Below are 26,797 nucleotides of genomic sequence, written 5' to 3' on the forward strand. Positions count from 1 at the left end.
TCACAATATGGAAGAACAGAACAATAACCACGTTTTAGGCAACACCGAAATGGACGAAAAGGAGTTCTGGACGCTCTTAGAAAGGTCACGAAGATACTCATCTGAAATCAATAAACAGAACAATCATTTGGAGTCCCTTATCAGTGACCTTTCTCCAAAGGAGATTGTAGGTTTCAATCGCACCATGGAGCGACTCTTTGATGAGCTTGGGGACAGCAGCGTCTACTATAACGAATTCGATGATGAGGATAAGTACCCGGAAGAACCAGACCACATCAAGTACCTCATAATTTCGCTGGGAGAAAAACATTACTATGCCGTGAAGCAGACTCCGGATTACCTGTTTTACCTACTAGATTATGACTGTGGGATAGACAACCTCCATATTTATGCAGGTATTGACCGCACTCACTCAGTTTTCTATAAGAAAACGAACCAAAGTTTAAGGGATATTACTCTCGCAATTGACCGCCTTGAAGAGCTGGAACAAGACCACAAAGAGAAGCAGGAACAGGATCAAGAATTGGAACCATAACCTATAAAACTTCCAAATACTATGGAACAAGAAAAAGACATTGTGTGTTGTCCAGAAATGGATGAGAACATTTTTTGGAGAATCATCAAAAATTCTCAGGCTCAAACCTCCGAAGTCAATAGGCAGTTTGATCGTCTTGGCGACATATTGAGGGGACTGTCTCCTCTACAGATCGTAGGTTTTCGCTTAACGATGGACAGATTATTTAAGAAGCTTGGGGATGCTTACCTGTACTGGAACCCTGATGAACTGCCTGAAGACCAACGCTCAAGTGCAGATGACATAAAGTACCTTATTATTTCAATGGGGGAATTTAAGTACTTCGAGATAAGAATTAACCCTGATAAACTTTACCATCCTTATTATAAAGATACTTGGGCATTGGAAAGTGTGTATCTCTATGGCAAACTTGATTGTAGCTCTGAAATCTTCCAAGAGAAAACCGGTGAAGACCTCGACAAATTTATTGAAACATATCATCGGTTTGAAGAACTTGAACAAAACGAACAACAGGATCACGATCAAGAAATGGAACAATAACCTATAAAACTTTTAAATACTATGGAACAAGAAAACGATAAAAACATAGCGAATTATGCAGCAATGGACGAGACCACTTTCTGGGAACTTATAGAATCATCACGAAGATACTCAACTGAGATCAATACACAGAACGATCGTTTGGAACTCCTTATTAGTAACCTTTCTCCAAAGGAGATCGTTGGTTTCAGTCACACCATGGAGCGACTCTATGAAGAGCTCGGAGACAGTTGCGACTACATGGATTTTGCAGAATTCGAGCAGGGTAAACGCCCGGAAGAATCGGATAATATCAAGTACCTTATAATTTCGCTGGGAGAAGAACATTACTATGCTGTGAAGGAGAATCCTGGTGCCCTGTTTTACCGATCAGATTACACCTGGGCGGTGGACAACCTGCATGTTTATGCTGATATTGACCGCAGTCACTCAGTTTTCTATGAGAAAACGAACCAATCTTTATCAAATTTTACTGACACAATTGACCGCCTTGAAGAGCTGGAACAAGACCACGACCACGCAAAGGAGCAGGATAACGATCAGGAAGTGGAACCATAGCCCCAAAAAGGATTAATAATGGAATCACATATTGGCAGACGTACCGAAGATCGAGACTGTTTGAAGCAATTGGAACTGATGGGGCAGAACCTGTATCAGGTCATCATCCTGCTTGAAGAACATCTGGATGTGGGAGCCATCCAATTGAGTGAGCACCTTCACTCTCGCATCTGTGATCTTGAGGAAAGATTGTCAAACTATATCAAGAGGAACAGTGATGAAAAAAAATAAATACCCATACCGGAGCGTGCAGGATTACCTCGACCATATCGGGGTGCTTGAGCGTGGCACTGCCGAAGAAATCCAGCACGCACGGAGAAACTTTCGAGCCATCTACCTGAAAAATTATAGAAAGCACTACAAGAAATTTCACCCATCCCTAAGCATTTCCTTCAAAGAAAAGGATAAGCTGTTGCTTTCACAGCGGGCAGAAGAAAACGGTATGAAGTTGGCAACCTTTATTCAACGGCTTGCCCTTGATTATCTTAACCGGGGGAGTGTGCCGTGCGTTCCTCATCCTGATATTGTTGAGACGAAGAAGCTGTTTCTGTTGTGCTACGATCTTGTTGAAGAACTTCTCTTTGAAAGTGATTCAAATGAATTAAAGGTAAGCTATGAACGATTGCTTACCCTCTTTGGTAAAATAGAAAAGCAATTGAACAGGTGATTATAAAATCCATTAGTCATACGTTACGAACATCTCCATCGGGTTTAATAAGCTATATATTTGACGGAAGGAAACCGCTATGTGATCCGGAGGGGAAGCCCCTGTATTTTAAGAGGAACATCAGGTCGTATGACAAGGAGAAGTGGAAAAAGCAGTTTAATGAATTGGAGCGTAACCGGCAATCATTTTACGCAAACAAATCGGTTGTTTGTTACCATGAGGTGATGTCCTTTCACCCTGAATCTACCAAACACCTCAACCGTACCATTATCAAAGACCTCGTGAACAAGTACATTGAGTTGAGAGGTAATGACCAAATGGTAGTTGGCGGAACCCACTTTGAGGCGACAGGGAAGAACTGGCATACCCACCTTGTATTCAGCGGAATTAAGGTATCTGACGGAAAGAGCGCCCGTATTTCCCAAGCTCGGTTTGAATCGATCAAGAAACAACTTCAGGAGTATCAGGTCAAAATGTATCCCGAACTTTCAGATAGCGTAGTGGAGCATGGTAAAAAAAAAGACTAGCCTTGTCCCTCTCCTACTCAGAGAAAGAAGAGCAATTGAAACGCCGCACCAAGCAACCATCACAAAAGGATCTGCTCATAAAAACCGTACATCCCATTTTCGAGCGTAGCCGATCACTTAAACAGTTTGAGACCTTACTTTCTCAAGCGGATATCAAAACGTATAGTTACCGGGGTAAACTCACGGGTTGTTACTACGGAAAACGAAAGTATCGCTTTAAAAGAAGTTTGGGCATTGACCCAGAACTCCTGATGTTGAAGGACAAGGCTATGGAACGCATGAGGTCGTTAGGGCAGGTGGTTGATGAACGGGAACAGGGAAGGTCCAAAGGGAACGATATTGAACCATAAGCACAGTTGCTTTTTATCTGTTAATGGGTTATCCTAAGTGGGCATACAGAGAGAAGGGAATACTGAACACTGGGAACAAGCCAACCTCGATATACGAGGTTGGCTTGTTCCTTTTACGGTTGTCGCTTGGTTTGTCGTGAGGCAGTTTGTTTGGAGCATATTCTTTAAGCTCAAAAATCCTTGAATCAAGTTCCCATAGGATATTAAGGGAGTTAGAAAAATCAAATGTTATCACAACCCTGCATGAAGCGTCTGGTAGGAGTCCGGCTGTATATTCTTTGATGTTTTAATCGTCTTGAAAAATTGCAGGACGTGCAAACAAAAAGTATACAATTCCACTTGTATATGGCACAATGAATCCAGATCATTCAATATTAATTTGATACCTTTGTACCAATGAACAAGAAGCAACAATTTTCAACTTCCATTTCTAACGAAGAACACCAAGCTAAAGCTGAAGAAGTGTATCGGACTGAAGTTCGTCCATATTTGGAAAGGAACCGAAAAGCGTACCAAAAGTATTTGCAAGACAAAGAAACGCTTGAACTAACGCCGGCACAAAAAGCTCATTTACGCTGCCAAGGCCCAATGTAACTGTTATTGCAGGGTGCAGGCTCGGGGTAAATCCACTTTTTCAAAAATCTATACCATAACCTCAATCAAGAACATTTGATTGGGGTTTTATAATTCCCAAAAGACCCTAAGCCCCACATATCAAAAACGTATTGCTCCATTGTACATCTTCAAAGCTTTTGTTTTAGGGATTTTTTCATTGGCACTAGCCGGTATTGTTTTAAGGAGATAGCCCTTGTCTTCTCTACAGGCAGCAAATAAATACCTTGACATTATCCCGGTGCGTCTTTTCCGCAAGGAATGCTCCTACCGGATTCCTCCTTGTCGCAAAAGACTGGCCACCGTGATTTTCATGTCTGCGTATTATTCGCTTAACCTATATATAATACAATGACTAACAATGAACTTAAAAACAAATTAGAAGCTATTGCCCATCAAAAAGAAAATACCATTGAAAAACAAGTGGCTCTTGAAGCTCTTGGACATGTTGACATCAAAACATTTTTTGAAGATTTGCAAAATTACGGTTGTATTTCTGGAATGGTGGGATCATTGGTTTACACACATGATACCCATACATTCTTCGATATGCACTATCACCAGATTGAAGAAATCCGTGAAGAGTGTGAAGATAGTATTGGTGAACCCCTTAGAATCAAAAACGATCTTAAAAACTTCTTGGCTTGGTTCGGATTTGAACAAACAGCCTACAATATGGTACAAGAATTAGGGCTTGAGGTATAATCCTTTTTCTTTTTCAATAACCTTCACAAAACATCTTGGGAACAAGATGTTTTGCGTTACTCACGTTTAGCTGTCCAACAACAGTTAATTTTCCAAACTGTTAAAAAATTCCTCAAAACTCATCTGGTGGGCTTCAAGCACACGATAGAGGCTTTTCATCGTAAAATTGGTATCGCCTTTTTCCATTTTCCAGTATTGCATCCTGTTGATACCGTTATTCCAGGCAAAGTTCTCGTAACTCGTATATCCGGCACCAATTCGCAGCTCCTTTAATTTGTTCGCTATCGTCTGCATTAAACTATCAAATTGGGCATCTGCTTCCTTCGTTTTTTTCGCCATAGTTGGGTTGTATTTCCTATAGCATAAAATTGATGAGTATGGAAACTTGAGGTTACTTATAAAAATATGTTTATTTTAATATACATATTTTTGTATATTTATCCCATTACCAATTCAAAACCAAATTTTATTATGAAAAAAACAATTGTATATTGACAGGCATTGCGATAATGGTCGTTTATGGTCTTTCCGCACAACAACTAGAGAAGGGAGATTTCGGTATCGGCTTCTCGTCCTACTACACCTCAGGATCTGGATTTCAACAGTCCGTACCTCCTCTTGAGGCATCCTACGAAGGTATGTTATCTGAAAAAGTATCCATTGGAGGCTTTGCGGGCTACTATGGAGCCAAGTAAGTCGCTCAATTATCTTTTGCTGTTTTAGCTTTTAATTGATGCGGCTGCCCTCTTTACGGTATTGACGCGCCTTATCAGTCACGGCCAAGTAAAAATAGGGCAGGATATTTAGGATTTGACCATTTAAGATTATTGACGGTCCTAGTATAACAATTGAATTCTATTCGGAACATATCTGTTGGGAACGAAAGGAATCCTCAATATTACAGCACACCGATGGATATACATTGGCAATAAAATGTTACAGTCTGAACAAGCCGAAAAAAGACTCTAAAGAGGAGTAGGTAACTTAAAACATTAAGACATGAAAAAAACTTTTATCCTAGTAGTAACAATGTTTACTTCAACTTTTATCCTTAACTCATGTGGTGCTTATGCAAGATTGCTAAATGGAGATAATGAACCTAATGCAATTAAAAATCTTTCGGTAACAGCCGATTGTCCTCCTGAAAAATTGAAAGTTATAAGCAAAAGAAAAATTAGTATGGGTTACCGATACCAAATAGAAGGTTGTGGTAAAATATATGACACAGATTATTCAGGTACTATCCATAGTGAAAGAGTTAAAAATTAATATCGGTAACTATCCACCACCTTTGGTGGTGGCTTTAATGCTAAGAGGGAAAGACAGAGGAACAAAAATAGAAATCTAAAAAGCAAGACAATAAAATATTACAATAATGAAGAACTATATTTTTACTGTTTTACTCTTTTTTCACGTCCCGTATGCTTGCCTTTCCCAGGATGAGGTTGCGTTTACCGCTGATGTGAATACTCGAAATGGGAAGGTGTACCATAAAGGGACACTCTTTAGTGGAGAACTGTATACGTATAATGAAAATGCTAAAACCGATTGTTCCTGTACCCTCAAAGCCCTCTATAAAAAAGGTAGACCAGATGGACGTAGAACCGAGTGGTACGTTTCAGGACAAAAAAAGTTTGAGGGCCTGTTTGTGGATGGAAAAGAAGATGGCAAGCACGTGTGGTGGAACACAAGCGGAAATAAAGAACGGGAAACGGTATATAACAATGGTACTAAACTGGAACATAAGGAATACTACCGTTCGGGGAACCTCAAGCTCCATGAACTATTTGATGAAGGAAACCCTCGGTATTTTACATTCATCAAAAAATATTTTGATGCCCCTGACATGCTTGAGGAAGAAAAGAACTTTTTAGAGAACAAACTTCACGGGGATTACATAAAAAACAAGAGCGATGGCAAAAAAGAAATTGTCTCCAGGTATAAACGAGGGGTGGTGGTCTCCGAAACGATTTACTTTGACGATGGGGTTACCGCTTTAAGCACGCAAGAGCTTAATGAAACAAGCATGAAGCATCTTGCCAAATGGTACTATGCAGATGGGACCGTAAAAGAAGAAGGGTATTTCAGCGGAAGTATAAAAGATGGTGTTTGGTTATCGTATCTCCCCGGGGGCAATAGACGCATGGAGGTGAAGTATGATAATGGCAAGGTTGTCCATGAAGGGTTATACTACAATGATATGAAATCCGGTCAGTGGGTGTACCACATGGAAGGTGGTGATACGCAAGAGGTGAAGACATTTAAAAATGACACGGTGGTATCCTCGGTACGTTTTAAAACGGCGCATCTTGTAAAAAATGTCCGAGCTAGAAGCTCCATAGAGGAACTTCTCAACTTCACGTACATGGATGGGACAACGAAATTAATTGCCCTTGAAACCGATGGTTCAGAACAAGGCGGGAGTGACCAACAAACCGTACTCCACGAAATCAAGAAGCAATTACGTTCTCGCCTCTTAGGGGTTTACATTAACGAGGAGGTTAATAATTCGGTACTCAATCTGAAGATAAAGGTAGGCGGTATAAATATTGTATACGAAGAATCTATCTACACTAAACGTGATGGAAGCAAGGAAAAAGGTTACGATGCGTTCATTCTCTTCACTCTTGATCTTCTTGATGCCGATGACCACATACTTAGCACTGAGAAATACAAGGTAAACAAGTCGGATAAGTTATTGAGTTCCCTGTTCAACACCGTTGCATCAACCTATGCCAAAACGACTAGGTCGGCATTTCTGAGCACCAAAAAGCACATTGATATCTCAGGTTTTTTGATGAAACATTTTCCAATATCGGCTGATCTGGAAACAAGGAAGACAAAGCGAAAACGAAAAAAAAGAAGCTAAATAGCTAAGCAATGAAAAAAGTATACTTTTCCAAGTTAGAGAACCGTTACTACTATGGCATATCACGAACCTTTTGGCATATTCTGTCCGCACTTGCAGTCCTTAGCGTTATCGTAGCGGTCTCAATTGTCGGTTGGAGCTACCTGCCAGCATCAAAAGAGAAAGTAGTAAAAGCTCCTGAACCACAAAAGGAAGCCTACCCAAAACAGGTAGAGGTTCAACTCGATGAGGTTATCAGTGCCATTCCAAAAGAGCGATCACAGATTGAGGAAATCAAAAAAACCTCAGAGACAGCACGTCCTGTACGTAAACCCCGTGTTGATTTGGTGAAGAAAGATACCATAGGTCTTTTTGCATTTGAGCAGCAGGTAGCACGATTAAAAAATCTTTTACCTCCTGGTGAATTTCCAAAGTTGTGGAGTGGAGACGGCTATTACCGGTATCCTCAGGGTGAACTAAAGTACAAAGTAACCAAGCTCGAAAGCTACCGAGAATATGTAACGACCTCAGATGGACTCCAACTGAAGATTGAAAAACAAACCAATAGAGATGATTTTGCATCTTCATACAATCAGAAAGCTCAGCTTGTTGCGGGGTTCAACAGTGTGCTGAAACCTCTGAAGAAAGATATTCGCAGAAGCCTCATTACCCAACTGGTAACATTTAGGAACTCATCATTGAAAAAAACACTCTCTTCCCTTGAGGTGTTATCAGGTATTCTTCCGCTCTATGATGATACGCATGTGAATAAAGCGTATAACCGAAACCGATCTTTTCTCTTGCGCAATCCAAACGATGGCATCGGGTTGCTGAGCTATGAAGCTGAAACCCTTCCAAACTTTACCCAGAGCGAACGCTACGCTGCATCAAACATTATCAAAAGCGAGTATGGAAACCACTACAACTACAATCTAGCGGCTCTCCAAGAGAACACCTCGAACTTTATTCCTTTTTTAAGACGGATAGATGCAGACAAGCAAGCCATCGCACTGAATTACTACTATCAAATTTATCGGGGTAAAAATCGTGATAGGGCCGACAAGATTCAAGATATAGAGAACGCACACGAGCAACGATTGAACCAGATAGAGCAGGACTTTAAGAGTGCCCAGTTGCTTGCAGAGGCAAACTATGAGCTTAAGAAACAAAAGAAAGGGTTTTGGCGTAAAAAAAGTTTCTATGCAATAGCCATTGCGGTAGGAGCCATTCTCGCCATTACCTTGATTCTCCTGATGTTATCAATGATCAGAAACGTAAACCGCTTGGCACAGGCAATGATTGAAACTAATAAAAATTATACGAATAATGAAAAAACTAATTCTATCATTAGTAATAATAGTTAGTTGCTATTCTTGTAGTAACAATTTATCAAGGTCAAATGCAAAAAAACAGATTATTGAAAAACTAGATTATCCACAAGATGAATTGCTGGAACTTACACTAGAAGACAGAACAATCTACAGACGTATAACAATAAATCGCTGGAAAAAATATGTTGAGCTTGATTTACTTACCTACACAAGTTTTGGACAAAATAAACTCAAAGGCAGATTTCCTAAAGTTTCAATTGGTGGTAGTGGAGTAAGGGCAACTTTAACTGAAAAAGGAAAACAATACTTAGTAAGTGACGCAGAAACAAGTGGATTCGTAAAACATGCTCAAGTAAGACAAGCTGAATTGGAATTTGTTGAAATTACAGGAATCCAGGTTTTTGAAAAAATGAATGTAGCTACTGTTAGTTATAATATAAGAAGGACTAACATCACACCATTTGGAAACGCAAACAATTTAAAAGAAAGGGTGATAAACCAAACAGCCAACTTTATAAAATACGATGATGGTTGGCGGATTGAATATTAACTGCCCACAACAAGGTATTGTTCATAACAGTCGGAATTCATAAAAAGATAGCAAAGTAAAAACAAGAAGAAAATGAAATATTCAATACTTGTTTTGACACTACTTCTCACCATGAAAGGGTACTGTCAAGAAATGGAAAAAGTACCATTTGCAGTTGCAGATAGACCTCCTATATTCTTGGAGATTGAAGAGGATAAAAAAACGCTTCAAAGGGCATTTAGTTCGAAACTTTCAACCTTCGTATACAAGAATTTCAACACAGCAATTGCACGTGATTTGGGAATGACCGGAAGGGTAAGATTATCTGCTCGATTCGTCATCACAAAAGACGGTTCAATAGACAGTGTATCGGTTAAAACACCACATGTAGAATTGGAAGATGAAATGCACAGAGTGCTCTCACTCTTACCATCGGTGGTAGGCGGACGGCACAATGGTAAAGCGGTAGAAATTATTTACGCTCTACCCCTCGTATTCCAAGTACATTAATAGTAACCTGTTATGATTATTGACTATCAAATCGAACCACTGAATTTGACTAAGTATAATGTTGGGAACAAGCCGAAAAGCCAACTGAATTTTGGAGTAGGTAACATAACCGATTAAAATAATCAATTATGAACAAACACTATTTAATATCAAAAATGAAATCAACTGGAACCGCTTATCTATGCTGGTTCTTTCTCGGGTGCCACTATGCCTATTTAGGAAAATGGGGTTTACAAATCCTTTATTGGATAACATTAGGTGGGTTTGGTGTATGGGCACTGATAGATTTGTTCCATATCCCCACTAAAGTGAGTAGTCACAACCTGGCAATATCAGCACAAATTGATGATATTGAAAAAAAGGAGAAAGACGAAAATCACGCAAAAAATATGGCGATGATGGCAGCGGCAAGTGGAAACAAAAACGCTCCCGAATCATAACCAACTGACCACAATCACAATATTGAGTAGCCTTGTATTGTAGATAGGCTTTCCTACTGCTATGTTGTGGTTAATTAAAACGGAGTTAGGAATACTTGATATTGTTCCGACTATTTTTTTTGATGTTATTTTTTATCATTCAATACGTTCTCAAGCCAGTATTATCCAAAGGTGGAGGGTGTTATTTCTTGACAAGTTGCAATTTATCATGGTACTATCAAGGTGAAATGTGAAAATTGTGTATACAATTTATTTTGTCTAAAACTTTAAAAATTAAATACCATGGGAAGAAAAAACTACTTTTTGTGTGTTATGGTGCTCTCATGGGGCATGATAAACGCACAAACAAACATCTCGTTCGTTGAAAATACAACAAGCGGACTGCAAGGAAAATCCTCATCATCAATCGATTATGATGAAGGTGTTTTGATCACCACCGGGTTTACCGTATTCAATTATCTCAGTAATACCTATGTCTTTTCAACTGACGTATACCGTCTATCAGGAGGTGTTTTCACACCCATCCCAAACTCATTTATTGATGTGTACGAAGGATTTGCCTTGGTCGCTGATCTTGGCGGATCACCGGGTAAAGATTTTGTGGTGGTTGGAGCTACCAGTGCCGGCAGTAACGAAAATCCTCAAGGAAGGATTTATATCTCTAATACTTCTGGCGGATACGATACCCAAACCATTATTGGTCTGGGACAGGGAGCATCAGGTGTTTTAGCTGATTTTGATGAAGACGGTGACCTTGATCTTTTCTACCAAGGTGAAGACGTTAACGGAACGCTCAGGATGATCGCATACCAAAATAACAACGGTACCTTTGCCCAAGCATGGTCATCAACAGTAGGCAAAGCGGAGGGGGCAATTGGAGTCGGCACTGTCGACAACAACACGTCTCCTGACGTTATAACTTCTGGCACAGGACAAGCAGGTATTGCAACTGATCTTTGGATCAATACGAGCAGCAATGGAAACATTAGTTTCCAGGTAGATACGGCACATGATTTTGTAGGAGCAACAAGATCGGCAAATAAATTTGTCGATATTGATAATGATGGCGATCTTGATCTTGTTTTTGGGGGAGCCATATGGGAGTTTGCTGATCCTAATGATTTCAAGACATACGTTTACAAAAACGATGGGAACGGTACGTTTACTCTTTTTGATACGTTGCCAGGAAAAACATCGGCACATATGGCGTTTGCTGATGCTAACGATGACGGCTATGTTGACCTGTATTACAACGGTAATGAGCGCCATAACAGTGTTTTTAGTAATGTTGCAACCGGCGGTACCGATTTGTACCTAAACGATGGAACCGGAAAGTTCACCCTCTGTAGCTGCCCAAGTCTTGATTCAAATGTGAGCTTTGGTGACAACATCGTTATGGATGTAGATGGTGACGGTAGACTGGACATCGTTGAGATAGGACGAATCGGAAGTCCTTTGGGAGAAAGAAAGGAAAGAATTCACCTCAATATGGGTGTTGTTGACGCAAGCCCTGTATTGGAGGTGTCTGCGGAAGACGGAGAAAACTTTGGTGATGTTGCAGTTGGTGAGACAAAAGAAAGCGTCTTTACCATTACAAACACCGGGGGTTCTGCATTGAGTATTTCCGAGATTTCAATTGAGGGTTCGTCAGAATTTTCGTTCGTTCACGGTAATACGCTGCCTGTTGAGATACCGCAAAATGGAAGTATTGAGTTTTCGGTTCGGTTTACGCCGGTTTCAACCGGTTCTAAATCTGCAACCGTCAACATTGACAATAATTCTTCCAATTCTGCTCCGGTACACTCGATTTCTCTGACTGGGGTTGGTATAGAAACTCCACCGGATAAACCGGTGCTTGTTTCGCCAGCTGACGGATCTGGCGATGTGTCAGTTACCCCTGATCTTTCTTGGTCGGCAGTTAACGGGCAAAATATTACCTACGCAGTACGCGTGGGTGATAGTCCAAATAACCTGTCTGAGGTTGGTCAAACACACGGCACATCGTTTGCTACAAGCTCACATCTTGGCACACTTGACCACGGTACTACGTACTATTGGGCAGTTGTTGCACACAAGGGTAACCTTGAAAGTGAGCAGAGTAACGTATGGAGTTTCACAACTGTGGAACAAACGCAGGTAGCTCCTGAGCTTTCAATATCTCCATCCACTCAGGATGTGGGATCAGAGTCAGGAACCATTGTCTTTGACATCACGTCTAACGTGGATTGGGAAGTATCAACTGATGCCGATTGGTTGGATGTAAGTACAACAAGCGGGGTTCAGAATGGAACCGTAACCGTTACGTATTTAGAAAATACCAGCTTGGATGCTCGGTCTGCGACCGTTGTGGTTTCAGGATCAGGGTTAAGCGTTAGTGCCACCGTCAATCAAGCTGCGAGGGTAGTTATAGAAGAACCGGAAGTTGAGCTTTCAATATCCCCATCCGTTGAAGATGTGGGAGGAGAGCAGGGAGAAATCCTTTTTGATATTAGTTCCAATACCGATTGGGAGATATCAATTGACGTGGACTGGTTGGTGTTAAATGTAACTGACGGAACAGGCAGTACAACGGTAACTGCCCGTTACTTAGAAAACCCAACCCAAGCTGTCCGAGCGGCAACGCTTACGGTTTCTTGTTCAGAGTTAACGGCCACCGCTGTTATCAATCAAGTTGCGGGAACTGTGGAGCCTCAGGCGCCGAAAATGAATGTGTACCCAGTCCCTGCAAGGACCATCGTATCTATTGATTGGGAAAAATTCTCCCAAGCAAGTCTATACGACTTTTCGGGGAGGAGAGTATTAACATCTCATTCTAACCGAATAGATGTGCGGGTGCTTCCTTCCGGCATTTACATTCTGCATGCAGAAGGAACGGACGGGAAGATTGAAAAAAAGAAAATTTTAATACAATGAAAAAGAAATAATAGCAAATTATGCTGAAAGAGGCTGTCTAAAAAGGCGGCCTCTTTTCTGTTTTCACATTCGTTTTTTTTTGTGATATACTGTTCCTGCTCAATAAATGTAATTAAGTATGAAAAAGTTAATTCAAAAAATAAATACACGGGACACACGTTCGGTTATATGTGGTCTCGTACTTGCAATGGCGGTCGGTATGGCTACATCTTTTACCCAGGCTCAGATTGCCAATGTGCGTTCATTTGCGGGCGCCAGTGACGGTCTTTCGCGTATCGGTTCTTTGGCTCTTGGAGCATCAGGTTTGCCATCGTGGTTTGATACAGAAGAGTTAAAATGTACTGGGAGTATTGGTTCTAACCCGGATGATAAAGCTTGTTTTGCTTTCCCTAACAATACTTCTGCAAGTTTTTATAATCTCTTGGTAAAACAACGGGTTTCTGCACCATTGTTTGTCGCAGGTACTTACTCAAGCGGGCAATCAGCACCCGCAGAATTTGTCGTAAAAAATAGCAATACTGATTCCGATTCTATGCTCGTTTCCGGTCTTGGTTACTCTCCAAGCGGTAGCTTCAGCCCTCGAAATTCCACCACGCTCCGTGAGGTCTGTGCCAACAAAGATGGAAAACTCGTTATCTGTGGTGTAGCCGGCTCTTGTGGTAGCGCAAACGGTACTTCAACCTCAACAGCCCCAACAACCAACCGCTGTTCAGCGGGTACCGCCTCATCAGTATCAACCGGTTCAACGTCATATACGTGGACGTGTAGCGGTACAAACGGTCATGCCAGTGCTTCGTGTTCGGCGCCTCGCATCACGTATGCATGGAACATTGGTACATGGGGAAGCTGTACCGGCGGGACGTCTGGAACGTCTGGAAGTTGTTCGGGATCATGGACAACCAATTCTGGCGGATCATGTTCAGGAACATACATCTCTGCCCCTACTTATGAAAAGGTGTGGGTGAATAATACATCATTTAATTGGTCAGAGCATCGTGTTTACGATTCCGCTAAGAATTCTGTTGGATACGCGAGTTCATCAAGCGGTAGCGGTACCTGTTCTGGGTGTTCTACCAATGAGGTTGTATATAAAGTACGTTGTAATCACCCTACCTATCAGTCCTACTACGATTATGATGATTACGTCGAAGACGGTCACTATGATTTAACTGAGGATGAATTTAATGCTCAAGGAGGTTACGTTACGGTAACCACCGGTTCTCATTATTGTGAATGGTATAAGGCAAAATGGACAGGTTCACGTTTTGTTAGAGCTCCCAATGCTCCAAATTGTAGTACGGTCTGGTGTGGAGACCGGAGTTCGCTTCACGACTTAATAACAGCAACGCAAGCCTATAGGTTCAGAAATGATCGTGCGTGTCCGCAAAACTGGAGCTGTAGTAATAAATACACACCTTCAAGCCAGTCCTGTTCAGGCGCAACCTCTTCGTCAGCATGTACTACCGGTCAACGCTCTTCATGTACGTGGACCCCAACAACCACAACCCACTCATGTTCAAGTGCAACCTCTTCGTCAGCATGTATCTCTCGAAATCCTAGTGCATGTACCTGGACCCCAGGAACGTCAGGAACCCCAGGCACCCGAACCCGTACCGTCACCTGTCGATCTTCAACTGGTGCGACCGTCTCAGACTCGCTCTGTACCGGTACGAAGCCAACAACATCACAGACATGTGCTTCTGTATAATACTCGACAGTCAAAAACACCTTATTTAACCGACCACATTTGTGTTTAGGTTAGAAGACAACCACGGTTGATAACTGGTGTTTTTTATTACACCCATTTCCAACATTACAAAGGCCCGACCTTCGTAACCTCTCCGGTTGTATTGATAATTGTGAGCGTGATATAATATTCGCAGTATGAAACACACACATTGGAAAAAATTTATCATCGGACTTGGTATTGGAACCCTCCTGTTTGCAGGAGTGATCCACTACCACGGAAGCGTGTTTGACGTGAGCGCAAGCACCACATCAAGAAAACTCCTCACGACAGATGGAAACATGTCGCTTCCTGGAGTGCTTGATATTGAACAATTTGAATTAGCCCCAAAAGGCGAGCAAAGCCAGACACGGATACCCAACGTCTCTGCTTTTCTCGATCCAATCACCAAGAGTATTGCCTCAAGCCCAGTGATCTTTCGTCTCGTAGGAACGTCAGCATTTCACACCGTGTCTGCTTTTGATAACGGTGCATTTGGCCCTACGTTCGTTGGTCATGTCGCAAACGGTGTTACCTTACCAGGGTATGTTGTCGGTGATCCTGTTCTTCAGGTAGACGGTGATATTCAAATTGAATCTATGGGTCATGACAGTAATTCGAATGTCAAGGTATGTGTGAACGACTTTGGTAAGTTGGTACCGTGTTCTGCCCCTCCAGTTAGTGGCGTCTGTGGTGGAGCACATGGAAGCTCGCTTTCATCAGCACCTGTCACTAACCTCTGTTCAATAGGTACCGCATCGTCAGTAGCCACAAATACAAGCACCTATACCTGGAACTGTACTGGATCAAATGGTGGTTCTAGTGCTTCGTGTTCGGCTAATCGTGTTACGTATGCGTGGAATACCGGTTCGTGGGGGAGTTGTAGTGGGGGGACGTCTGGGAGTTGTTCCGGATCGTGGACAAGCACTTCTGGCGGATCATGTTCAGGAACGTATGTCTCTGCTCTTCCTTATGAAAAGGTGTGGGTGAATAATACGCCGTTTAATTGGTCAGAGAATCGTGTTTACAATTCCGCTAAGAGTTCTGTTGGGTATTCAAGTGGTGGATCAAGCGGTACGTGTTCTGGGTGCTCTATCAATCAGGTTGTGTATCGAGCAAATTGTTTTCACCCTGAATATAAGGAGTACTACACATATGATGACTATTATGATGCAGGTCACTCTGCTTTAACTGAGCCTCAATTTAATGCTCAACTTGCTTCCCAAGGTTATGTTAGAGTTAAACTTAGCCATGGTAACTACAATTGTGGATGGTATAAGGCAAAATGGACGGGTTCAAAATTTGCCCAAGCCCCCAATATCGGTAGTTGTAGTACGGTTTGGTGTGGAGCCCGGAGTTCACTTAACGACGTAATAACAGCAAGACAAGCCCATAGGTTTAGAAATGATTTTACGTGCCCGCAAGATTGGGACTGTCTTAATAGATACACACCTTCAAGTCAGTCCTGTTCAGGCGCAACCTCTTCATCGGCATGTACCGGTCAAAGTTCTTCGTGTACATGGACTCCAACAACCACAACCCACTCATGTTCAGGTGCAACATCCTCATCAGCATGTACCGGTCAAAGTTCTTCGTGTAGCTGGACTGCAGGCACCTCAGGAACCCAAACCCGTGCCGTAACCTGTCGATCTTCAAACGGTACTACGGTTGCAGATTCATTCTGTACCGGTACGAAACCATCAACATCACAATCTTGTTAATCAAAAACACCATGCAGATGGTGTTTTTTCTTTCAGGAATAGATGAACACAAGTGGTACGCCTCACCACTGGTTTTCGGATGTCCCACGTCGAAAGGCACATTTCAAATGCCATCTTTTGGGACATCACGAAAAGCCAGATTGCAAGTTTCCACGAAACTAACGTAACGCAAAACTTGCCATCTGGCTGAGGGGGTTCCCTCAGACTCCCTTTTAGCCAGTGCATACACAACCTCCTAAACGATGATAGGATTGTTGCTGCCTAGACAAACAATTTGGGGATAATTTCTTTACAACATTCAGAAAACAGGTGATAATAGAAGCAGGAACGAGTAATAACAATTTAATAAATACATTATGAAAAAAACACTTTTTATCCTGGTCGTGTCATGTGCTTTCGTGATGACAGCATATGCACAAAACGATGTTGCAGTGCTTAGCAATAGTGATATTCTAAACAGAGTTAAAGCTGTTGAAAGTAGTCATTCAAATGAGAATAAGTATGTAGCGTTTTCCAATGAGGATCCATTAAGTAGAACTAATAAAGCAGATTTTGCTAGAAACCACAGCAAAAAAGCTAAAGAGCTTTCAAAAACATTTGTGAATGGTAAAATAGTGGCTTTAAAAAAAGGGTACACTTATAAACAGAAATTTCATTGGTTGATAATGATTATCAATGTTACCGATGACAAGATAGATATGTATGCCTTTACCTCCAATACCAATTTTACGGGGATAAGGTATCAACCATTTGATAAAACGCTCAATTTTAGAAATTACATACTAGAAAATTATTAGTTATAACTTTCTAAAAACTTTTCTTATCCCTTCTTTCATTTCAGAAGGGATTTTTTGTGTTTAAATTTTGCTTAATGTAGTATACTGTTAGTGCTAAAATACCATGACGTTCTACATTAAAACTCTACTATTCACTATCATACTCTTTTTACTGCCATTTTCCATTGAGAGCGGACTAATTAATAATTTATTAAACAACAATAATACTATTGATTCCTCTTTGATGTTGTCCATAAATCAAAATGTCGCTCACGCTGTAGATTTAGGCTGTAGTGAGGTTGATTTTAGTTGCGAGATTAGTGAGGGAATTTTATACGTTTGGGAAATCCTCTGGTTTTACACTACCCAAGTCGGCGTAGTATTGGTAGGAATAGTGCTTGATTTGTTCATATTCTTATCATTGGACAGTAACTTTTACCGAACAGGGTTTATTGAAGTCGGCTGGGAGATACTCAGGGATTTTGTCAATATTATCTTTATTTTTTCATTTTTATTCATTGCTTTTCGCATGGTTTTGGGTGCTGGTGGTGCCAATACTAAAAAACAACTGATCAAAACGATTCTGGTTGCCTTGACGGTTAACTTCAGTTTGTTTATCTCTTATGCCGTGATAGATAGCTCAAACCTTTTAGCCTATACACTTTACAATAAAATTGAAGTTGGAGAGGGAACATACCAGGAAGCGGTTATGAATTCAAATGATGAGGATGCCACAAGCCTTTCGAAATTTGTAACTGAATTTATCGACCCGGAAACGCGATCCGTTACGCTCGCCATCGCCTCACATGTCAATCCACAACTCATTATTACAGGAAATGCCTCTAGAGGATTCTTTGAAAATTTTTTAGTCATCACCGCTGCCGGACTCATTAACGTAATGCTCATTATCCTATTTATAAAAATGGTAGTGGTATTCTTGGGTCGAACACTTGGATTAATGTTTTCAAGTATGCTTTCAGCAGTAGCATTTACCTCGCTGGCTATGCCCGGTCTGCAAAATAAACCGTACATCGGGTTTAAAAGGTGGTTGGAAGAACTCATATCCACAGCCTTTGTCGCACCGGTATTTATATTTTTTATATACCTAGCAATCACCTTTCTAAAAAATAAGAGTTTTTTGCAAGCTATGGCTGGTGATCCGAGTCAGGGGCTACTGACACGGATTTTAATAGTGTTTGTTCCGTTTTTGGTTATCGGTGGAATACTCATGCTGGCGAAAAAAGTATCCTCATCAATGGTAGGTGAACTCGGAAAACTTGCAGTAAAAGGTGTGGGTATGCTTGCTGGTGGGACATTGGCGGCACCGGTGGCGGTTGTTGGTGGGGCTGCCGCTTTAGGTGGCGTTGCGGCAGGCGCAGGTGGAGCGTTGGCGGCAGGTGCCGGAAGGGTGGCAACGAGCGCCGGTGCAAGAGGTCTTGGAGGTGCCTTGTCACGTGGCGGAAGTGCCTCGGTGAAAGCAGGACGAAAATTATTGTCATTCAAAGCTGACCCAACCAAAATTCCCGGCTTTAAGACATTGATCGGTAAAGATAATACGAGAGCTATTGAGAAAGTTACCGGCAAATCACCCCTACGACACCTCAATGATCTACGCGATAGAAAACCGGTATTTAGTAACGAAGAGGACAAACTTGTCTCTGAACGGGATAACAGAATCTTGAAAAAGGCAAATGATGATGCACAGGCAGCACGTCGAAAAGAAGAAGGTAAGTTTGATGGTGAATTGTACCAAAAACGTATGGAAGCTGAGCGAGCACGCCAAAAACGTGACAAGGAAAGTACAGGCTTTACCAACAAGGACGGAAAACAAGGGGGGTACAAAATAGCTCAAGAACAGAGCCAGGAAGAACAAAAAACACAGCAAGAACTTAATAAAACACTCAAAAAATTACAGCAGGAACGTCAAGATCTCGGTGACAGACAAGCAGGCTTTGGTGTTGATAATTCTGCTATTGATAAAAAAGAAAAAGAGATTGAAACCATTAAATCCCAAATTTCAACCTCACAATCTCACCAACAGGTTGCAGATACCTTTATCCAGAATATTTCAGTTGATTACAATGCCAAGCAAAAAGCGGCTGATGAAACACGCGTCAAGCAAAAAGCTGCAGGTAAGGCTGCAGAAACTGCTTCTCGTATGGCATCTGCTGCTAAAGCACCAACGGGAGAGTTAGCCGATAAAATTATCCAAGGAAAAAAGGCTAAAGGTAGTGACTTTGAAGCTGCGGTTAAAAAAGCAATGAAGGATAACAATATGAATCTTGATGATGATACAGATAAATAAAAGAACGATTTATCGTTTTTTTTATTTAAGATTTTTTGAGGTCATGTTATGATAGGCTCTATGGAAACCACACACAAAATCTCATGGAATGCTCTGCGCTATTCCGAAACCAATGATAATAAAATGCTGCAAATTGGAATCAATTTATTACTAGGGTTAATGGTGGTACTGTCCATAGTATTTAAAAACTATCTTTTCGGAGCTTTCATTTTGATTGCTTCAGTAATGCTTTTCTATACCAAGAACAATGAAACGAAATACATTGCTATTGATGTCGGTCATAGTGGGATCAGTATTGAACACACGCTTATAGAATATTCATCTCTACTGTGGTTTTGGATCAATACGAATTCTTCTACTAATACCTCATATCTTTTTTTGAAATTCAAAGGAGGCTTATTTGGTTCTGTAAAAGTTATTGTTATTGAACCTGAAATTGATATTTCCGAGTTGCGCATTTTCCTTTCCCAATACTTAAAAGAAAAAGAAATCAAACAATCTTCTACGGATAAATTGATAAATTCTTTTTAGAGAATAACACTCTTGTATTCAACGATACTTGGATTGTGATGGCTCATAACAGCGTAAAGCCGTGTCTTCCACAAGTTTTCTGCTTAATCTCTTAATGCGTAAAAAAACAAGTAAATCTGTTTACGTAGCGTTTGTTTTGTTATCCATCCGGACATCCGTCAAAGATTTAAAAATTAATAACCTTATCCAAACCATCGACCTCTTTATAAATGAAATGTGCCTAAAAATTGATCGTGGTTTTCAGAACCGGCTATCTTTCCAAAAGAATGGCGTGCAATACGGATAGAACACTGGCAAACGGAGAAAGGAACGAACTTCACTAAGCTTTTTTTAAAACCTTGGCTCAATGCGTGTTGGAAGTAGAAGAAAGTAGCAATTTGTTTCACATATGTTTTACATAAAAACAAAAAAAGAGCTACACTTTCGTGTAACTCTTTGATTATCAAAGTAGCGGGGACTGGACTCGAACCAGCGACCTTCGGGTTATGAGCCCGACGAGCTACCTACTGCTCTACCCCGCGATGTATGTTCATAAGTCTAAAACTAGACTTGCACTTTGTTCTTGTTGCTCAGTTTGAGTAGGTACCCTGCCCTGAGCTTAGTCGAAGGGTACTGCTCTACCCCGCGATGTATGTTCATAAGTCTAAAACTAGACTTGCATTTTGTTCTTGTTGCTCAGTTCGGGTAGGTACCTTGCCCTGAGCTTTGTCGAAGGGTACTGCTCTACCCCGCGATATGGGAGGGCAAATATACGACCCTTTTTGGTTTTAATCAAAATCTGTTCCAAGGTTTCCTTTAAAATCGATACTTTCGAAGGCATGGAAGTAATCAATGACTTTTTAGTTCAGGCCATTTCAGGAACGGAATGGCCCATGTTTGTTCTTTTGATAGGCGGAGGCTTGTTTTTGGTAGTGTATTCCAAAGGCTTGCCCTACCGCTTTTTTGGACACGCCATTGCCATAACAGCAGGAAAATACGATGATAAAACCGCGAAGGGGGATGTAAGTTCCCTACAGGCCCTTTCCGCCGCGGTTGCGGCTACAGTGGGATTGGGAAATATTTCCGGAGTGGCCATTGCCATTCACGATGGGGGTCCTGGGGTTGTATTTTGGATTTGGATGACCGCCCTAATTGGAATGTGCATCAAGTTTTATTCTTGTAGCCTTTCCATTATGTACCGTGGTGAGGATTCTGATGGAAAGCTCCAGGGAGGCCCCATGTTCTACATTACAAAAGGGTTGGGCCATAAGGCCAAACCCCTGGCCATATTTTTTAGCATTGCAGGGCTTTTTGGTTTTTTGGGGGTCTTTACGGCCAACCAATTCACCGAAACCTTTATGGGTGTTGTACAGCCCGAGACCAGTTTACTGGCCATGGGCGGTACGGAAACGGATCCCCTGTTCAATTGGAAATTGACCATTGGGATTGTGCTGGCCATTATATCTTCGTTCGTGATTTTTGGTGGACTTAAGAATATTGCCAAAGTGGCCACGGCCATTGTTCCTTTTATGGTCATGGTGTATTTGATTACGGTTATCATGGTCATGGTTGCCAATTCCTCTGCGGTATGGCCTTCGCTAAAACTGATCGTTTCGGAAGCCTGGAACTTTAAGACCGTGGTCACCGGTGGATTTTGGGGTTTGGTCATCATTGGTGTCCGTAGGGCCATGTTTTCCAATGAAGCGGGCCTGGGCTCTGCACCCATGTACCACGGCCAGTCCAAAAATGATGAACCTATCCGAGAGGGTCTGGTAGCCATGCTGGGCCCCTTTATCGATACCATTTTGGTCTGTACGTTTACGGCCGTTGTTTTAATATTGAGTGGGGCGTATCTGGAGGATGGTAGCGGTATTGTCATGACTTTGAATGCCTTTAACACTGCTCTTGGCAGTTGGGGCGGTGTTCTCCTGATGATCATTGTCTCGGCCTTTGCCCTGTCCACACTGTTTACCTATTCCTACTATGGGGTAAAAAGTCTTTCGTACTTGACCAATGCCAAAATAGGTAGGTTGTACAACGTCTACTTTGTTGTTATGATTGTGTTTGCCGCAGTTGCCTCCCTGGAATTGGTAAAAAACCTCATTGATCTTTCGTATGCGCTCATGGTGATTCCCAATATGATTGCGGTACTGTTATTGGCGCCAAAAGTGAACAAAGCGGGCAAGGACTATTTTGAAAAACTGAAAAAAGGGAAGAATGCATAAATCCGGTTTTGTAAACATTATTGGAAACCCCAATGTTGGGAAATCCACTTTAATGAATGCTTTGGTGGGGGAAAAGCTCTCCATTATCACCTCCAAAGCGCAAACAACGCGGCATCGTATTTTTGGAATCGTTAATGGAGAGGATTTTCAAGTGGTTTTTTCAGATACCCCCGGAATCATTAAACCGGCCTATGAGCTACAGCAGTCCATGATGAATTTTGTAAAGTCCGCTTTGGAAGATGCCGATGTGCTTTTGTATATGGTCGAAATTGGGGAAAAAGGGTTAAAGGACGCCGATTTTTTCCAAAAAATCAGGAATACGTCCATTCCGGTGTTGTTGCTCCTGAATAAAATTGACACTTCGGAACAACAGATCTTGGAAGAGCAGGTAACTTTTTGGAAGCAACAGTTGCCCCATGCCGAAATACATCCAATTTCAGCCTTGGAAAACTTCAATGTGGAAGAAGTCTTTAAGCGGATTTTGGAATTGCTTCCAGAGGGGCCTCCCTATTTTCCCAAAGATCAATTCACCGATAAACCCGAACGCTTTTTTGTCAATGAAGCCATAAGGGAAAAAATTCTATTGCATTACAAAAAAGAGATTCCTTATTCCGTGGAAGTGGAGACAGAGGAGTTTTTGGAGGACGAACAGATCATTAGGATCCGCTCCATTATCATGGTAGAACGGGACTCCCAAAAGGGGATCATTATTGGGCATAAAGGTAGCGCCCTTAAGAAAGTGGGCGTTGGGGCCAGGGAAGATTTGGAAAAATTCTTTGGAAAACAGGTCCATATTGAGCTGTACGTAAAAGTCAACAAGAACTGGCGTTCCAACAGCAATCAATTAAAACGATTTGGTTACAATAACTAAAAGTTTTTTTGCCTTTTCATTAACATCTATTTCATTTTAGTTTGGGAACTTCCAAATCAAAATAAACCAAACAAAATGAAAAAGACTACAATACCTCTACTCTCTTTAGTGCTCTTACTTTCCCTTTTTTCTTGCGAATACTTGGACGATTTTATTGGGGAAGGTGGCAATGGTGGTGAAGGAAGCACTACTATTGATTTTAAACAGATTTCCACCTTTACAATTGGTGGTGAAGGTGCGGCGGAAATATCCGCTTTTGATTCCAAGACCCAAAGACTGTTTACGGTCAATGTGGAAAAGGACGTGGTCTCAGTATATGACCTTTCAGATGTACATAGTCCAATGCCTGTGACGGAATTGGGTTTGAACGGTGCTGGAGCACCCAATAGTGTTAGTGTGAAAAATGGGACCTTGGCCGTAGCTGTGGAGAGTATGGTGAAACAAGATAATGGTTTTATTAAGTTTTATGACACCGAAACGTTAGAGTTTTTATATGCGGCCAACGTTGGTGCTTTACCGGATATGGTTGCTTTTACGCCAAATGGGAAATATGTGGTTGTTGCCAATGAAGGCGAACCCAATGATGATTATACCGTGGACCCAAAGGGAATGGTCAGCATCATTAATGTTGCATCGGGGGATACCTATAATTTGGACTTTGAGTCATTTAATGGTCAAAAGGAAAGCCTACAAGGGAAGGGACTCCGTATTTTTGGCCCTGGTGCCACTTTATCCATGGATGTGGAGCCGGAATATGTTGCAATTTCTGATAACTCCAAGACAGCATGGGTCTCCCTTCAAGAAAACAATGGTGTTGCCGTAGTTGATTTGGTCAACAAACAAATTACCGACATTGTTCCATTGGGATATAAAGATTATTCCGTTCCGGGCAATGAGATCGACCCAAGCGACCGGGATGGTGTAAAGGCGTTGCGCAGTGTTCCGGTTTTTGGAATGTATCAGCCAGACGCTATTGCATACTACAAAGTCAACGGAATGGATTACGTGGTAACGGCAAATGAGGGTGATGCCAGGGAATATGAGGGGGACCCAGGTTTTGTTGAAGAAGACAGGATTAAGGATGTAGTACTGGACCCGACGGTATTTCCCAACGCTGCCGAACTACAGGATGATGCCAACCTGGGAAGGTTGAAACTGACCTTGGTCCAAGGGGATATTGATGATGATGGTGATTTTGATGAACTATACAGCTTTGGTGCACGTTCTTTTACGATTTGGTCAGGTACAGGGCAACTGATATATGACAGTGGCAATGACATAGCTTCCAGAACGTTGGAATTGACTCCGGATGTTTTTAATGGTGATGATGGGAGAAGTGACGATAAAGGTGCAGAACCGGAGGCGGTTACCATCCAGGAAATAGGAGGTAGGCAAATCTTGTTTCTGGGACTTGAAAGGAACAATCAGATTATGGTGTATGACATTTCCGATCCATCATATCCCGAATTCATTCAGATTCTTTCAACGGAAGGTGATGTTGGTCCCGAAGGTGTATTGGCCATAAGTGCCGATGATAGCCCTACGGGAAAAGACTTACTGGTTGTAAGCAATGAGGTTAGTGGTACGGTGACCATTTATGAAAATTAAAAAGATAGTTTTGCTTCATAATTAGATTAAGTTTCATTGGGCACGGTCATTGACCGTGTTCTTTTTGTATACCAATAAACAATTCATCGGCATATTTTCGCAATTGTTGCATCTGTGGTTTTCCCTTGGCTTTGCCCAACCTTCCAAAGGCGTACAGTGTAAACCATATGACCACCAAAAAGCCCATTCCAATCAGCCATAGCGTAATATCGTGACCCAGTGAATGTTTGGAATAGGCAAAGATGCCCATGATGATAAATGTGGTGGCGACACCAAAATGAAGGAACATAAAGAAGGTCCACAAGGTGGGATTGGGCCCGAAAACCCCATGAATCGTGCTTTTTTTTGGGCTAAAGGAACTAATTTCCAGATGTAACTGTGGTGACCAAAAAGTGGTTTTCTCTTTTTTGAATCGAATATAAACGTGTTCATCTATCCGTTTGAGCAAAAAGGGGTCTTTGGGCTGAATATCAAAAGCAGCCTTTAGGGTGTCCGGATCGGTATACAATCGAATATCGAACCGGGGCCTAAGAACAATTTCGTTGACCAGTTCGCTCATTATTTATGGGTTAAGCCTCGAAAAGGTATCCATTTTTCTTTATAAATAATACTACTTTTGCCAAAATTTAAGGGCATGGGAGGCATTGTCGCCATAGTAGGAAGGCCAAATGTGGGAAAGTCTACGTTTTTCAATCGCTTGATCCAGAAAAGGGAAGCCATTGTAGATGCCGTCAGTGGGGTTACCCGGGACAGACATTATGGGAAGAGCGATTGGAACGGAAAAGAGTTTTCCGTTATTGATACCGGAGGGTATGTTGTGGGAAGCGATGATATTTTTGAGCAGGAAATAGACAAACAGGTGGAGTTGGCCATTGACGAAGCCGATGCCATAATTTTTATGGTAGATGTGGAATCCGGGGTAACCGGAATGGACGAGGATGTGGCCAATTTATTACGGAGGGTGGACAAACCTACTTTTCTGGCGGTGAACAAAGTGGATAATGCACAACGAGCCGCCGATGCCGTGGAGTTCTATGCCCTTGGACTTGGCGAATATTATACCCTTTCCAGTATCAATGGCAGTGGAACGGGGGAACTGTTGGACGCCTTGGTTAAAGTGCTTCCGGAAAAGGCCGAAGAAGAGGCCGAACTGCCCCGTTTTGCCGTTGTGGGCCGACCCAATGCCGGGAAATCTTCGTTTATCAATGCGCTGATCGGTGAAGACCGGTACATTGTCACCGATATTGCCGGAACAACGCGGGACAGTATTGATACCAAATACAATCGGTTTGGGTTCGAATTTAATTTAGTGGATACCGCTGGCATACGCAGAAAAGCCAAAGTAAAGGAAGATTTGGAGTTTTATTCCGTAATGCGTTCCGTACGTTCCATAGAATACTGCGATGTCTGTATTTTGCTATTTGATGCCACCCGGGGGTTTGATGGCCAGGTACAGAACATCTTTTGGCTGGCGGAACGTAATCATAAGGGCGTGGTCATTTTGGTCAATAAATGGGATTTGGTGGAAAAGGAGACGAATTCGGTAAAGGAATACTCCCAAAAGATCAGAAAACAATTGGAACCGTTTGATGATGTCCCCATTGTTTTCATTTCGGTGCTGAACAAACAACGGATTTTTAAGGCCATTGAAACCGCAGTGGAGGTTTATCAAAACCGAAGCAGGAAAATAAAAACACGGGAATTCAATGATGTTATGCTTCCCATTATTGAGAAAAATCCACCTCCGGCCTATAAGGGGAAGTATGTAAAGATCAAGTTTTGTACCCAGTTGCCCACTCCTTATCCCCAATTTGCATTTTTCTGTAATCTGCCCCAATATGTGCGGGAACCGTACAAACGTTTTTTGGAAAACCAGATACGCAAACATTTTGATTTTACGGGGGTACCGATAACGGTTTTCATACGGAAAAAATGATTTTTACCATTTATTTAATAGTTCCCTCCTGTCCACTTTTTTAATTTTAAAGGA

26 protein-coding genes and 1 tRNA gene are annotated in these 26,797 nt (G+C 41.7%); 24 read left to right on the forward strand and 3 right to left on the reverse strand.

Translation table 11 applies throughout. From position 1 onward, the window contains the following. Positions 1-7: 7 nt before the first annotated feature. The 9 genes from L0P88_RS13785 to L0P88_RS13825 all read left to right on the forward strand — a co-directional run bounded on the left by L0P88_RS13785 (position 8) and on the right by L0P88_RS13825 (position 4,494). Positions 8-535 (forward strand): DUF4240 domain-containing protein, encoded by a 528-nt coding sequence (locus L0P88_RS13785; RefSeq protein WP_247130504.1) that lies wholly within the window; start codon positions 8-10, stop codon positions 533-535. A 21-nt stretch (positions 536-556) separates the two neighbouring features. Further along, positions 557-1,075, forward strand: a complete 519-nt coding sequence (locus L0P88_RS13790; RefSeq protein WP_247130505.1) for a DUF4240 domain-containing protein — start codon at positions 557-559, stop codon at positions 1,073-1,075. Positions 1,076-1,096: 21 nt separating this feature from the next. Then, positions 1,097-1,633 (forward strand): DUF4240 domain-containing protein, encoded by a 537-nt coding sequence (locus L0P88_RS13795; protein WP_247130506.1) that lies wholly within the window; start codon positions 1,097-1,099, stop codon positions 1,631-1,633. A gap of 18 nt (positions 1,634-1,651) precedes the next feature. Beyond that, entirely contained in the window at positions 1,652-1,864 is a 213-nt protein-coding gene (locus L0P88_RS13800) for a hypothetical protein (protein WP_247130507.1), read from the forward strand. After that, positions 1,851-2,300 (forward strand): hypothetical protein, encoded by a 450-nt coding sequence (locus tag L0P88_RS13805; protein ID WP_247130508.1) that lies wholly within the window; start codon positions 1,851-1,853, stop codon positions 2,298-2,300. Before L0P88_RS13800 ends, L0P88_RS13805 begins: the two co-directional genes overlap by 14 nt. Continuing rightward, positions 2,297-2,827, forward strand: coding sequence for a relaxase/mobilization nuclease domain-containing protein (locus L0P88_RS13810; protein ID WP_247130509.1), 531 nt, complete (start codon positions 2,297-2,299; stop codon positions 2,825-2,827). Before L0P88_RS13805 ends, L0P88_RS13810 begins: the two co-directional genes overlap by 4 nt. 2 nt (positions 2,828-2,829) lie before the next feature. Beyond that, entirely contained in the window at positions 2,830-3,177 is a 348-nt protein-coding gene (locus tag L0P88_RS13815; RefSeq protein WP_247130510.1) for a hypothetical protein, read from the forward strand. Positions 3,178-3,573: 396 nt separating this feature from the next. Further along, positions 3,574-3,771 carry a hypothetical protein gene (locus tag L0P88_RS13820; protein WP_247130511.1) on the forward strand — a complete coding sequence of 66 codons (198 nt, stop codon included), beginning with the start codon at positions 3,574-3,576 and terminating at the stop codon, positions 3,769-3,771. A gap of 369 nt (positions 3,772-4,140) precedes the next feature. Beyond that, entirely contained in the window at positions 4,141-4,494 is a 354-nt protein-coding gene (locus L0P88_RS13825; protein ID WP_247130512.1) for a hypothetical protein, read from the forward strand. Between the two features lie 84 nt (positions 4,495-4,578). Here the strand turns inward: L0P88_RS13825 and L0P88_RS13830 are convergent, their stop codons facing one another. Beyond that, a complete protein-coding gene (locus tag L0P88_RS13830; protein ID WP_247130513.1) occupies positions 4,579-4,833 on the reverse strand; it encodes a helix-turn-helix transcriptional regulator in 255 nt (84 codons plus the stop codon). Between the two features lie 152 nt (positions 4,834-4,985). On the opposite strand from L0P88_RS13830, the gene L0P88_RS13835 reads away from it, so the two are divergent. The 11 genes from L0P88_RS13835 to L0P88_RS13885 all read left to right on the forward strand — a co-directional run bounded on the left by L0P88_RS13835 (position 4,986) and on the right by L0P88_RS13885 (position 20,124). Continuing rightward, the gene (locus L0P88_RS13835) at positions 4,986-5,189 is read left to right on the forward strand and encodes a hypothetical protein (protein WP_247130514.1); all 204 of its coding nucleotides are present in this window, start codon (positions 4,986-4,988) and stop codon (positions 5,187-5,189) included. A gap of 304 nt (positions 5,190-5,493) precedes the next feature. Beyond that, on the forward strand, positions 5,494-5,763 hold the full coding sequence (locus L0P88_RS13840; protein WP_247130515.1) for a hypothetical protein: 270 nt from the start codon (positions 5,494-5,496) through the stop codon (positions 5,761-5,763). Positions 5,764-5,869: 106 nt separating this feature from the next. Then, positions 5,870-7,363 (forward strand): toxin-antitoxin system YwqK family antitoxin, encoded by a 1,494-nt coding sequence (locus L0P88_RS13845; RefSeq protein ID WP_247130516.1) that lies wholly within the window; start codon positions 5,870-5,872, stop codon positions 7,361-7,363. Between the two features lie 11 nt (positions 7,364-7,374). Then, a complete protein-coding gene (locus tag L0P88_RS13850; protein WP_247130517.1) occupies positions 7,375-8,706 on the forward strand; it encodes a hypothetical protein in 1,332 nt (443 codons plus the stop codon). Continuing rightward, complete coding sequence (locus L0P88_RS13855; RefSeq protein ID WP_247130518.1) at positions 8,669-9,223, forward strand: hypothetical protein; 555 nt, start codon at positions 8,669-8,671, stop codon at positions 9,221-9,223. Before L0P88_RS13850 ends, L0P88_RS13855 begins: the two co-directional genes overlap by 38 nt. Positions 9,224-9,295: 72 nt before the next feature. Further along, complete coding sequence (locus L0P88_RS13860; RefSeq protein WP_247130519.1) at positions 9,296-9,712, forward strand: energy transducer TonB; 417 nt, start codon at positions 9,296-9,298, stop codon at positions 9,710-9,712. 128 nt (positions 9,713-9,840) lie between these two features. Then, positions 9,841-10,152, forward strand: coding sequence for a TM2 domain-containing protein (locus L0P88_RS13865; protein WP_247130520.1), 312 nt, complete (start codon positions 9,841-9,843; stop codon positions 10,150-10,152). A gap of 282 nt (positions 10,153-10,434) precedes the next feature. Further along, positions 10,435-13,065: a choice-of-anchor D domain-containing protein gene (locus L0P88_RS13870; protein WP_247130521.1), complete on the forward strand. Its 2,631-nt coding sequence runs from the start codon at positions 10,435-10,437 to the stop codon at positions 13,063-13,065. A gap of 3,803 nt (positions 13,066-16,868) precedes the next feature. Beyond that, positions 16,869-17,309 (forward strand): hypothetical protein, encoded by a 441-nt coding sequence (locus L0P88_RS13875; RefSeq protein ID WP_247130522.1) that lies wholly within the window; start codon positions 16,869-16,871, stop codon positions 17,307-17,309. A 103-nt stretch (positions 17,310-17,412) separates the two neighbouring features. Beyond that, positions 17,413-19,593 (forward strand): hypothetical protein, encoded by a 2,181-nt coding sequence (locus tag L0P88_RS13880; RefSeq protein WP_247130523.1) that lies wholly within the window; start codon positions 17,413-17,415, stop codon positions 19,591-19,593. A 60-nt stretch (positions 19,594-19,653) separates the two neighbouring features. Continuing rightward, positions 19,654-20,124, forward strand: a complete 471-nt coding sequence (locus L0P88_RS13885; protein ID WP_247130524.1) for a hypothetical protein — start codon at positions 19,654-19,656, stop codon at positions 20,122-20,124. A gap of 448 nt (positions 20,125-20,572) precedes the next feature. Here the strand turns inward: L0P88_RS13885 and L0P88_RS13890 are convergent. Next, positions 20,573-20,645 (reverse strand) — tRNA-Met (locus L0P88_RS13890). Positions 20,646-20,942: 297 nt separating this feature from the next. Here L0P88_RS13890 and L0P88_RS13895 point away from each other — a divergent pair. The 3 genes from L0P88_RS13895 (at position 20,943) to L0P88_RS13905 (ending at position 24,807) form a co-directional block, all read left to right on the forward strand. Next, positions 20,943-22,328: an alanine/glycine:cation symporter family protein gene (locus L0P88_RS13895; protein ID WP_247130525.1), complete on the forward strand. Its 1,386-nt coding sequence runs from the start codon at positions 20,943-20,945 to the stop codon at positions 22,326-22,328. Further along, on the forward strand, positions 22,321-23,199 hold the full coding sequence (gene era, locus L0P88_RS13900; protein ID WP_247130526.1) for a GTPase Era: 879 nt from the start codon (positions 22,321-22,323) through the stop codon (positions 23,197-23,199). The genes L0P88_RS13895 and era overlap by 8 nt, the downstream gene beginning before the upstream one ends. A 75-nt stretch (positions 23,200-23,274) precedes the next feature. Beyond that, complete coding sequence (locus L0P88_RS13905; RefSeq protein ID WP_247130527.1) at positions 23,275-24,807, forward strand: choice-of-anchor I family protein; 1,533 nt, start codon at positions 23,275-23,277, stop codon at positions 24,805-24,807. A gap of 46 nt (positions 24,808-24,853) precedes the next feature. Here the strand turns inward: L0P88_RS13905 and L0P88_RS13910 are convergent, their stop codons facing one another. Further along, complete coding sequence (locus tag L0P88_RS13910) at positions 24,854-25,366, reverse strand: GTP-binding protein (protein WP_247130528.1); 513 nt, start codon at positions 25,364-25,366, stop codon at positions 24,854-24,856. A gap of 75 nt (positions 25,367-25,441) precedes the next feature. On the opposite strand from L0P88_RS13910, the gene der reads away from it, so the two are divergent. Further along, positions 25,442-26,743, forward strand: a complete 1,302-nt coding sequence (gene der / locus L0P88_RS13915) for a ribosome biogenesis GTPase Der (protein WP_247130529.1) — start codon at positions 25,442-25,444, stop codon at positions 26,741-26,743. The last annotated feature ends 54 nt before the right edge of the window (positions 26,744-26,797 follow it).

The sequence above is a fragment of the Muricauda sp. SCSIO 64092 genome, from assembly GCF_023016285.1.
GTDB lineage: Bacteria > Bacteroidota > Bacteroidia > Flavobacteriales > Flavobacteriaceae > Croceivirga.

Coding starts and splice junctions, on each gene's coding strand:
- L0P88_RS13785 (WP_247130504.1), top strand. CDS start 8: ATGGAAGAACAGAACAATAACCACGTTTTAGGCAACACCGAAATGGAC.
- L0P88_RS13790 (WP_247130505.1), top strand. CDS start 557: ATGGAACAAGAAAAAGACATTGTGTGTTGTCCAGAAATGGATGAGAAC.
- L0P88_RS13795 (WP_247130506.1), top strand. CDS start 1,097: ATGGAACAAGAAAACGATAAAAACATAGCGAATTATGCAGCAATGGAC.
- L0P88_RS13800 (WP_247130507.1), top strand. CDS start 1,652: ATGGAATCACATATTGGCAGACGTACCGAAGATCGAGACTGTTTGAAG.
- L0P88_RS13805 (WP_247130508.1), top strand. CDS start 1,851: ATGAAAAAAAATAAATACCCATACCGGAGCGTGCAGGATTACCTCGAC.
- L0P88_RS13820 (WP_247130511.1), top strand. CDS start 3,574: ATGAACAAGAAGCAACAATTTTCAACTTCCATTTCTAACGAAGAACAC.
- L0P88_RS13825 (WP_247130512.1), top strand. CDS start 4,141: ATGACTAACAATGAACTTAAAAACAAATTAGAAGCTATTGCCCATCAA.
- L0P88_RS13830 (WP_247130513.1), bottom strand. CDS start 4,833: ATGGCGAAAAAAACGAAGGAAGCAGATGCCCAATTTGATAGTTTAATG.
- L0P88_RS13840 (WP_247130515.1), top strand. CDS start 5,494: ATGAAAAAAACTTTTATCCTAGTAGTAACAATGTTTACTTCAACTTTT.
- L0P88_RS13845 (WP_247130516.1), top strand. CDS start 5,870: ATGAAGAACTATATTTTTACTGTTTTACTCTTTTTTCACGTCCCGTAT.
- L0P88_RS13850 (WP_247130517.1), top strand. CDS start 7,375: ATGAAAAAAGTATACTTTTCCAAGTTAGAGAACCGTTACTACTATGGC.
- L0P88_RS13855 (WP_247130518.1), top strand. CDS start 8,669: ATGAAAAAACTAATTCTATCATTAGTAATAATAGTTAGTTGCTATTCT.
- L0P88_RS13860 (WP_247130519.1), top strand. CDS start 9,296: ATGAAATATTCAATACTTGTTTTGACACTACTTCTCACCATGAAAGGG.
- L0P88_RS13865 (WP_247130520.1), top strand. CDS start 9,841: ATGAACAAACACTATTTAATATCAAAAATGAAATCAACTGGAACCGCT.
- L0P88_RS13870 (WP_247130521.1), top strand. CDS start 10,435: ATGGGAAGAAAAAACTACTTTTTGTGTGTTATGGTGCTCTCATGGGGC.
- L0P88_RS13875 (WP_247130522.1), top strand. CDS start 16,869: ATGAAAAAAACACTTTTTATCCTGGTCGTGTCATGTGCTTTCGTGATG.
- L0P88_RS13880 (WP_247130523.1), top strand. CDS start 17,413: ATGACGTTCTACATTAAAACTCTACTATTCACTATCATACTCTTTTTA.
- L0P88_RS13885 (WP_247130524.1), top strand. CDS start 19,654: ATGGAAACCACACACAAAATCTCATGGAATGCTCTGCGCTATTCCGAA.
- L0P88_RS13895 (WP_247130525.1), top strand. CDS start 20,943: ATGGAAGTAATCAATGACTTTTTAGTTCAGGCCATTTCAGGAACGGAA.
- era (WP_247130526.1), top strand. CDS start 22,321: ATGCATAAATCCGGTTTTGTAAACATTATTGGAAACCCCAATGTTGGG.
- L0P88_RS13905 (WP_247130527.1), top strand. CDS start 23,275: ATGAAAAAGACTACAATACCTCTACTCTCTTTAGTGCTCTTACTTTCC.
- L0P88_RS13910 (WP_247130528.1), bottom strand. CDS start 25,366: ATGAGCGAACTGGTCAACGAAATTGTTCTTAGGCCCCGGTTCGATATT.
- der (WP_247130529.1), top strand. CDS start 25,442: ATGGGAGGCATTGTCGCCATAGTAGGAAGGCCAAATGTGGGAAAGTCT.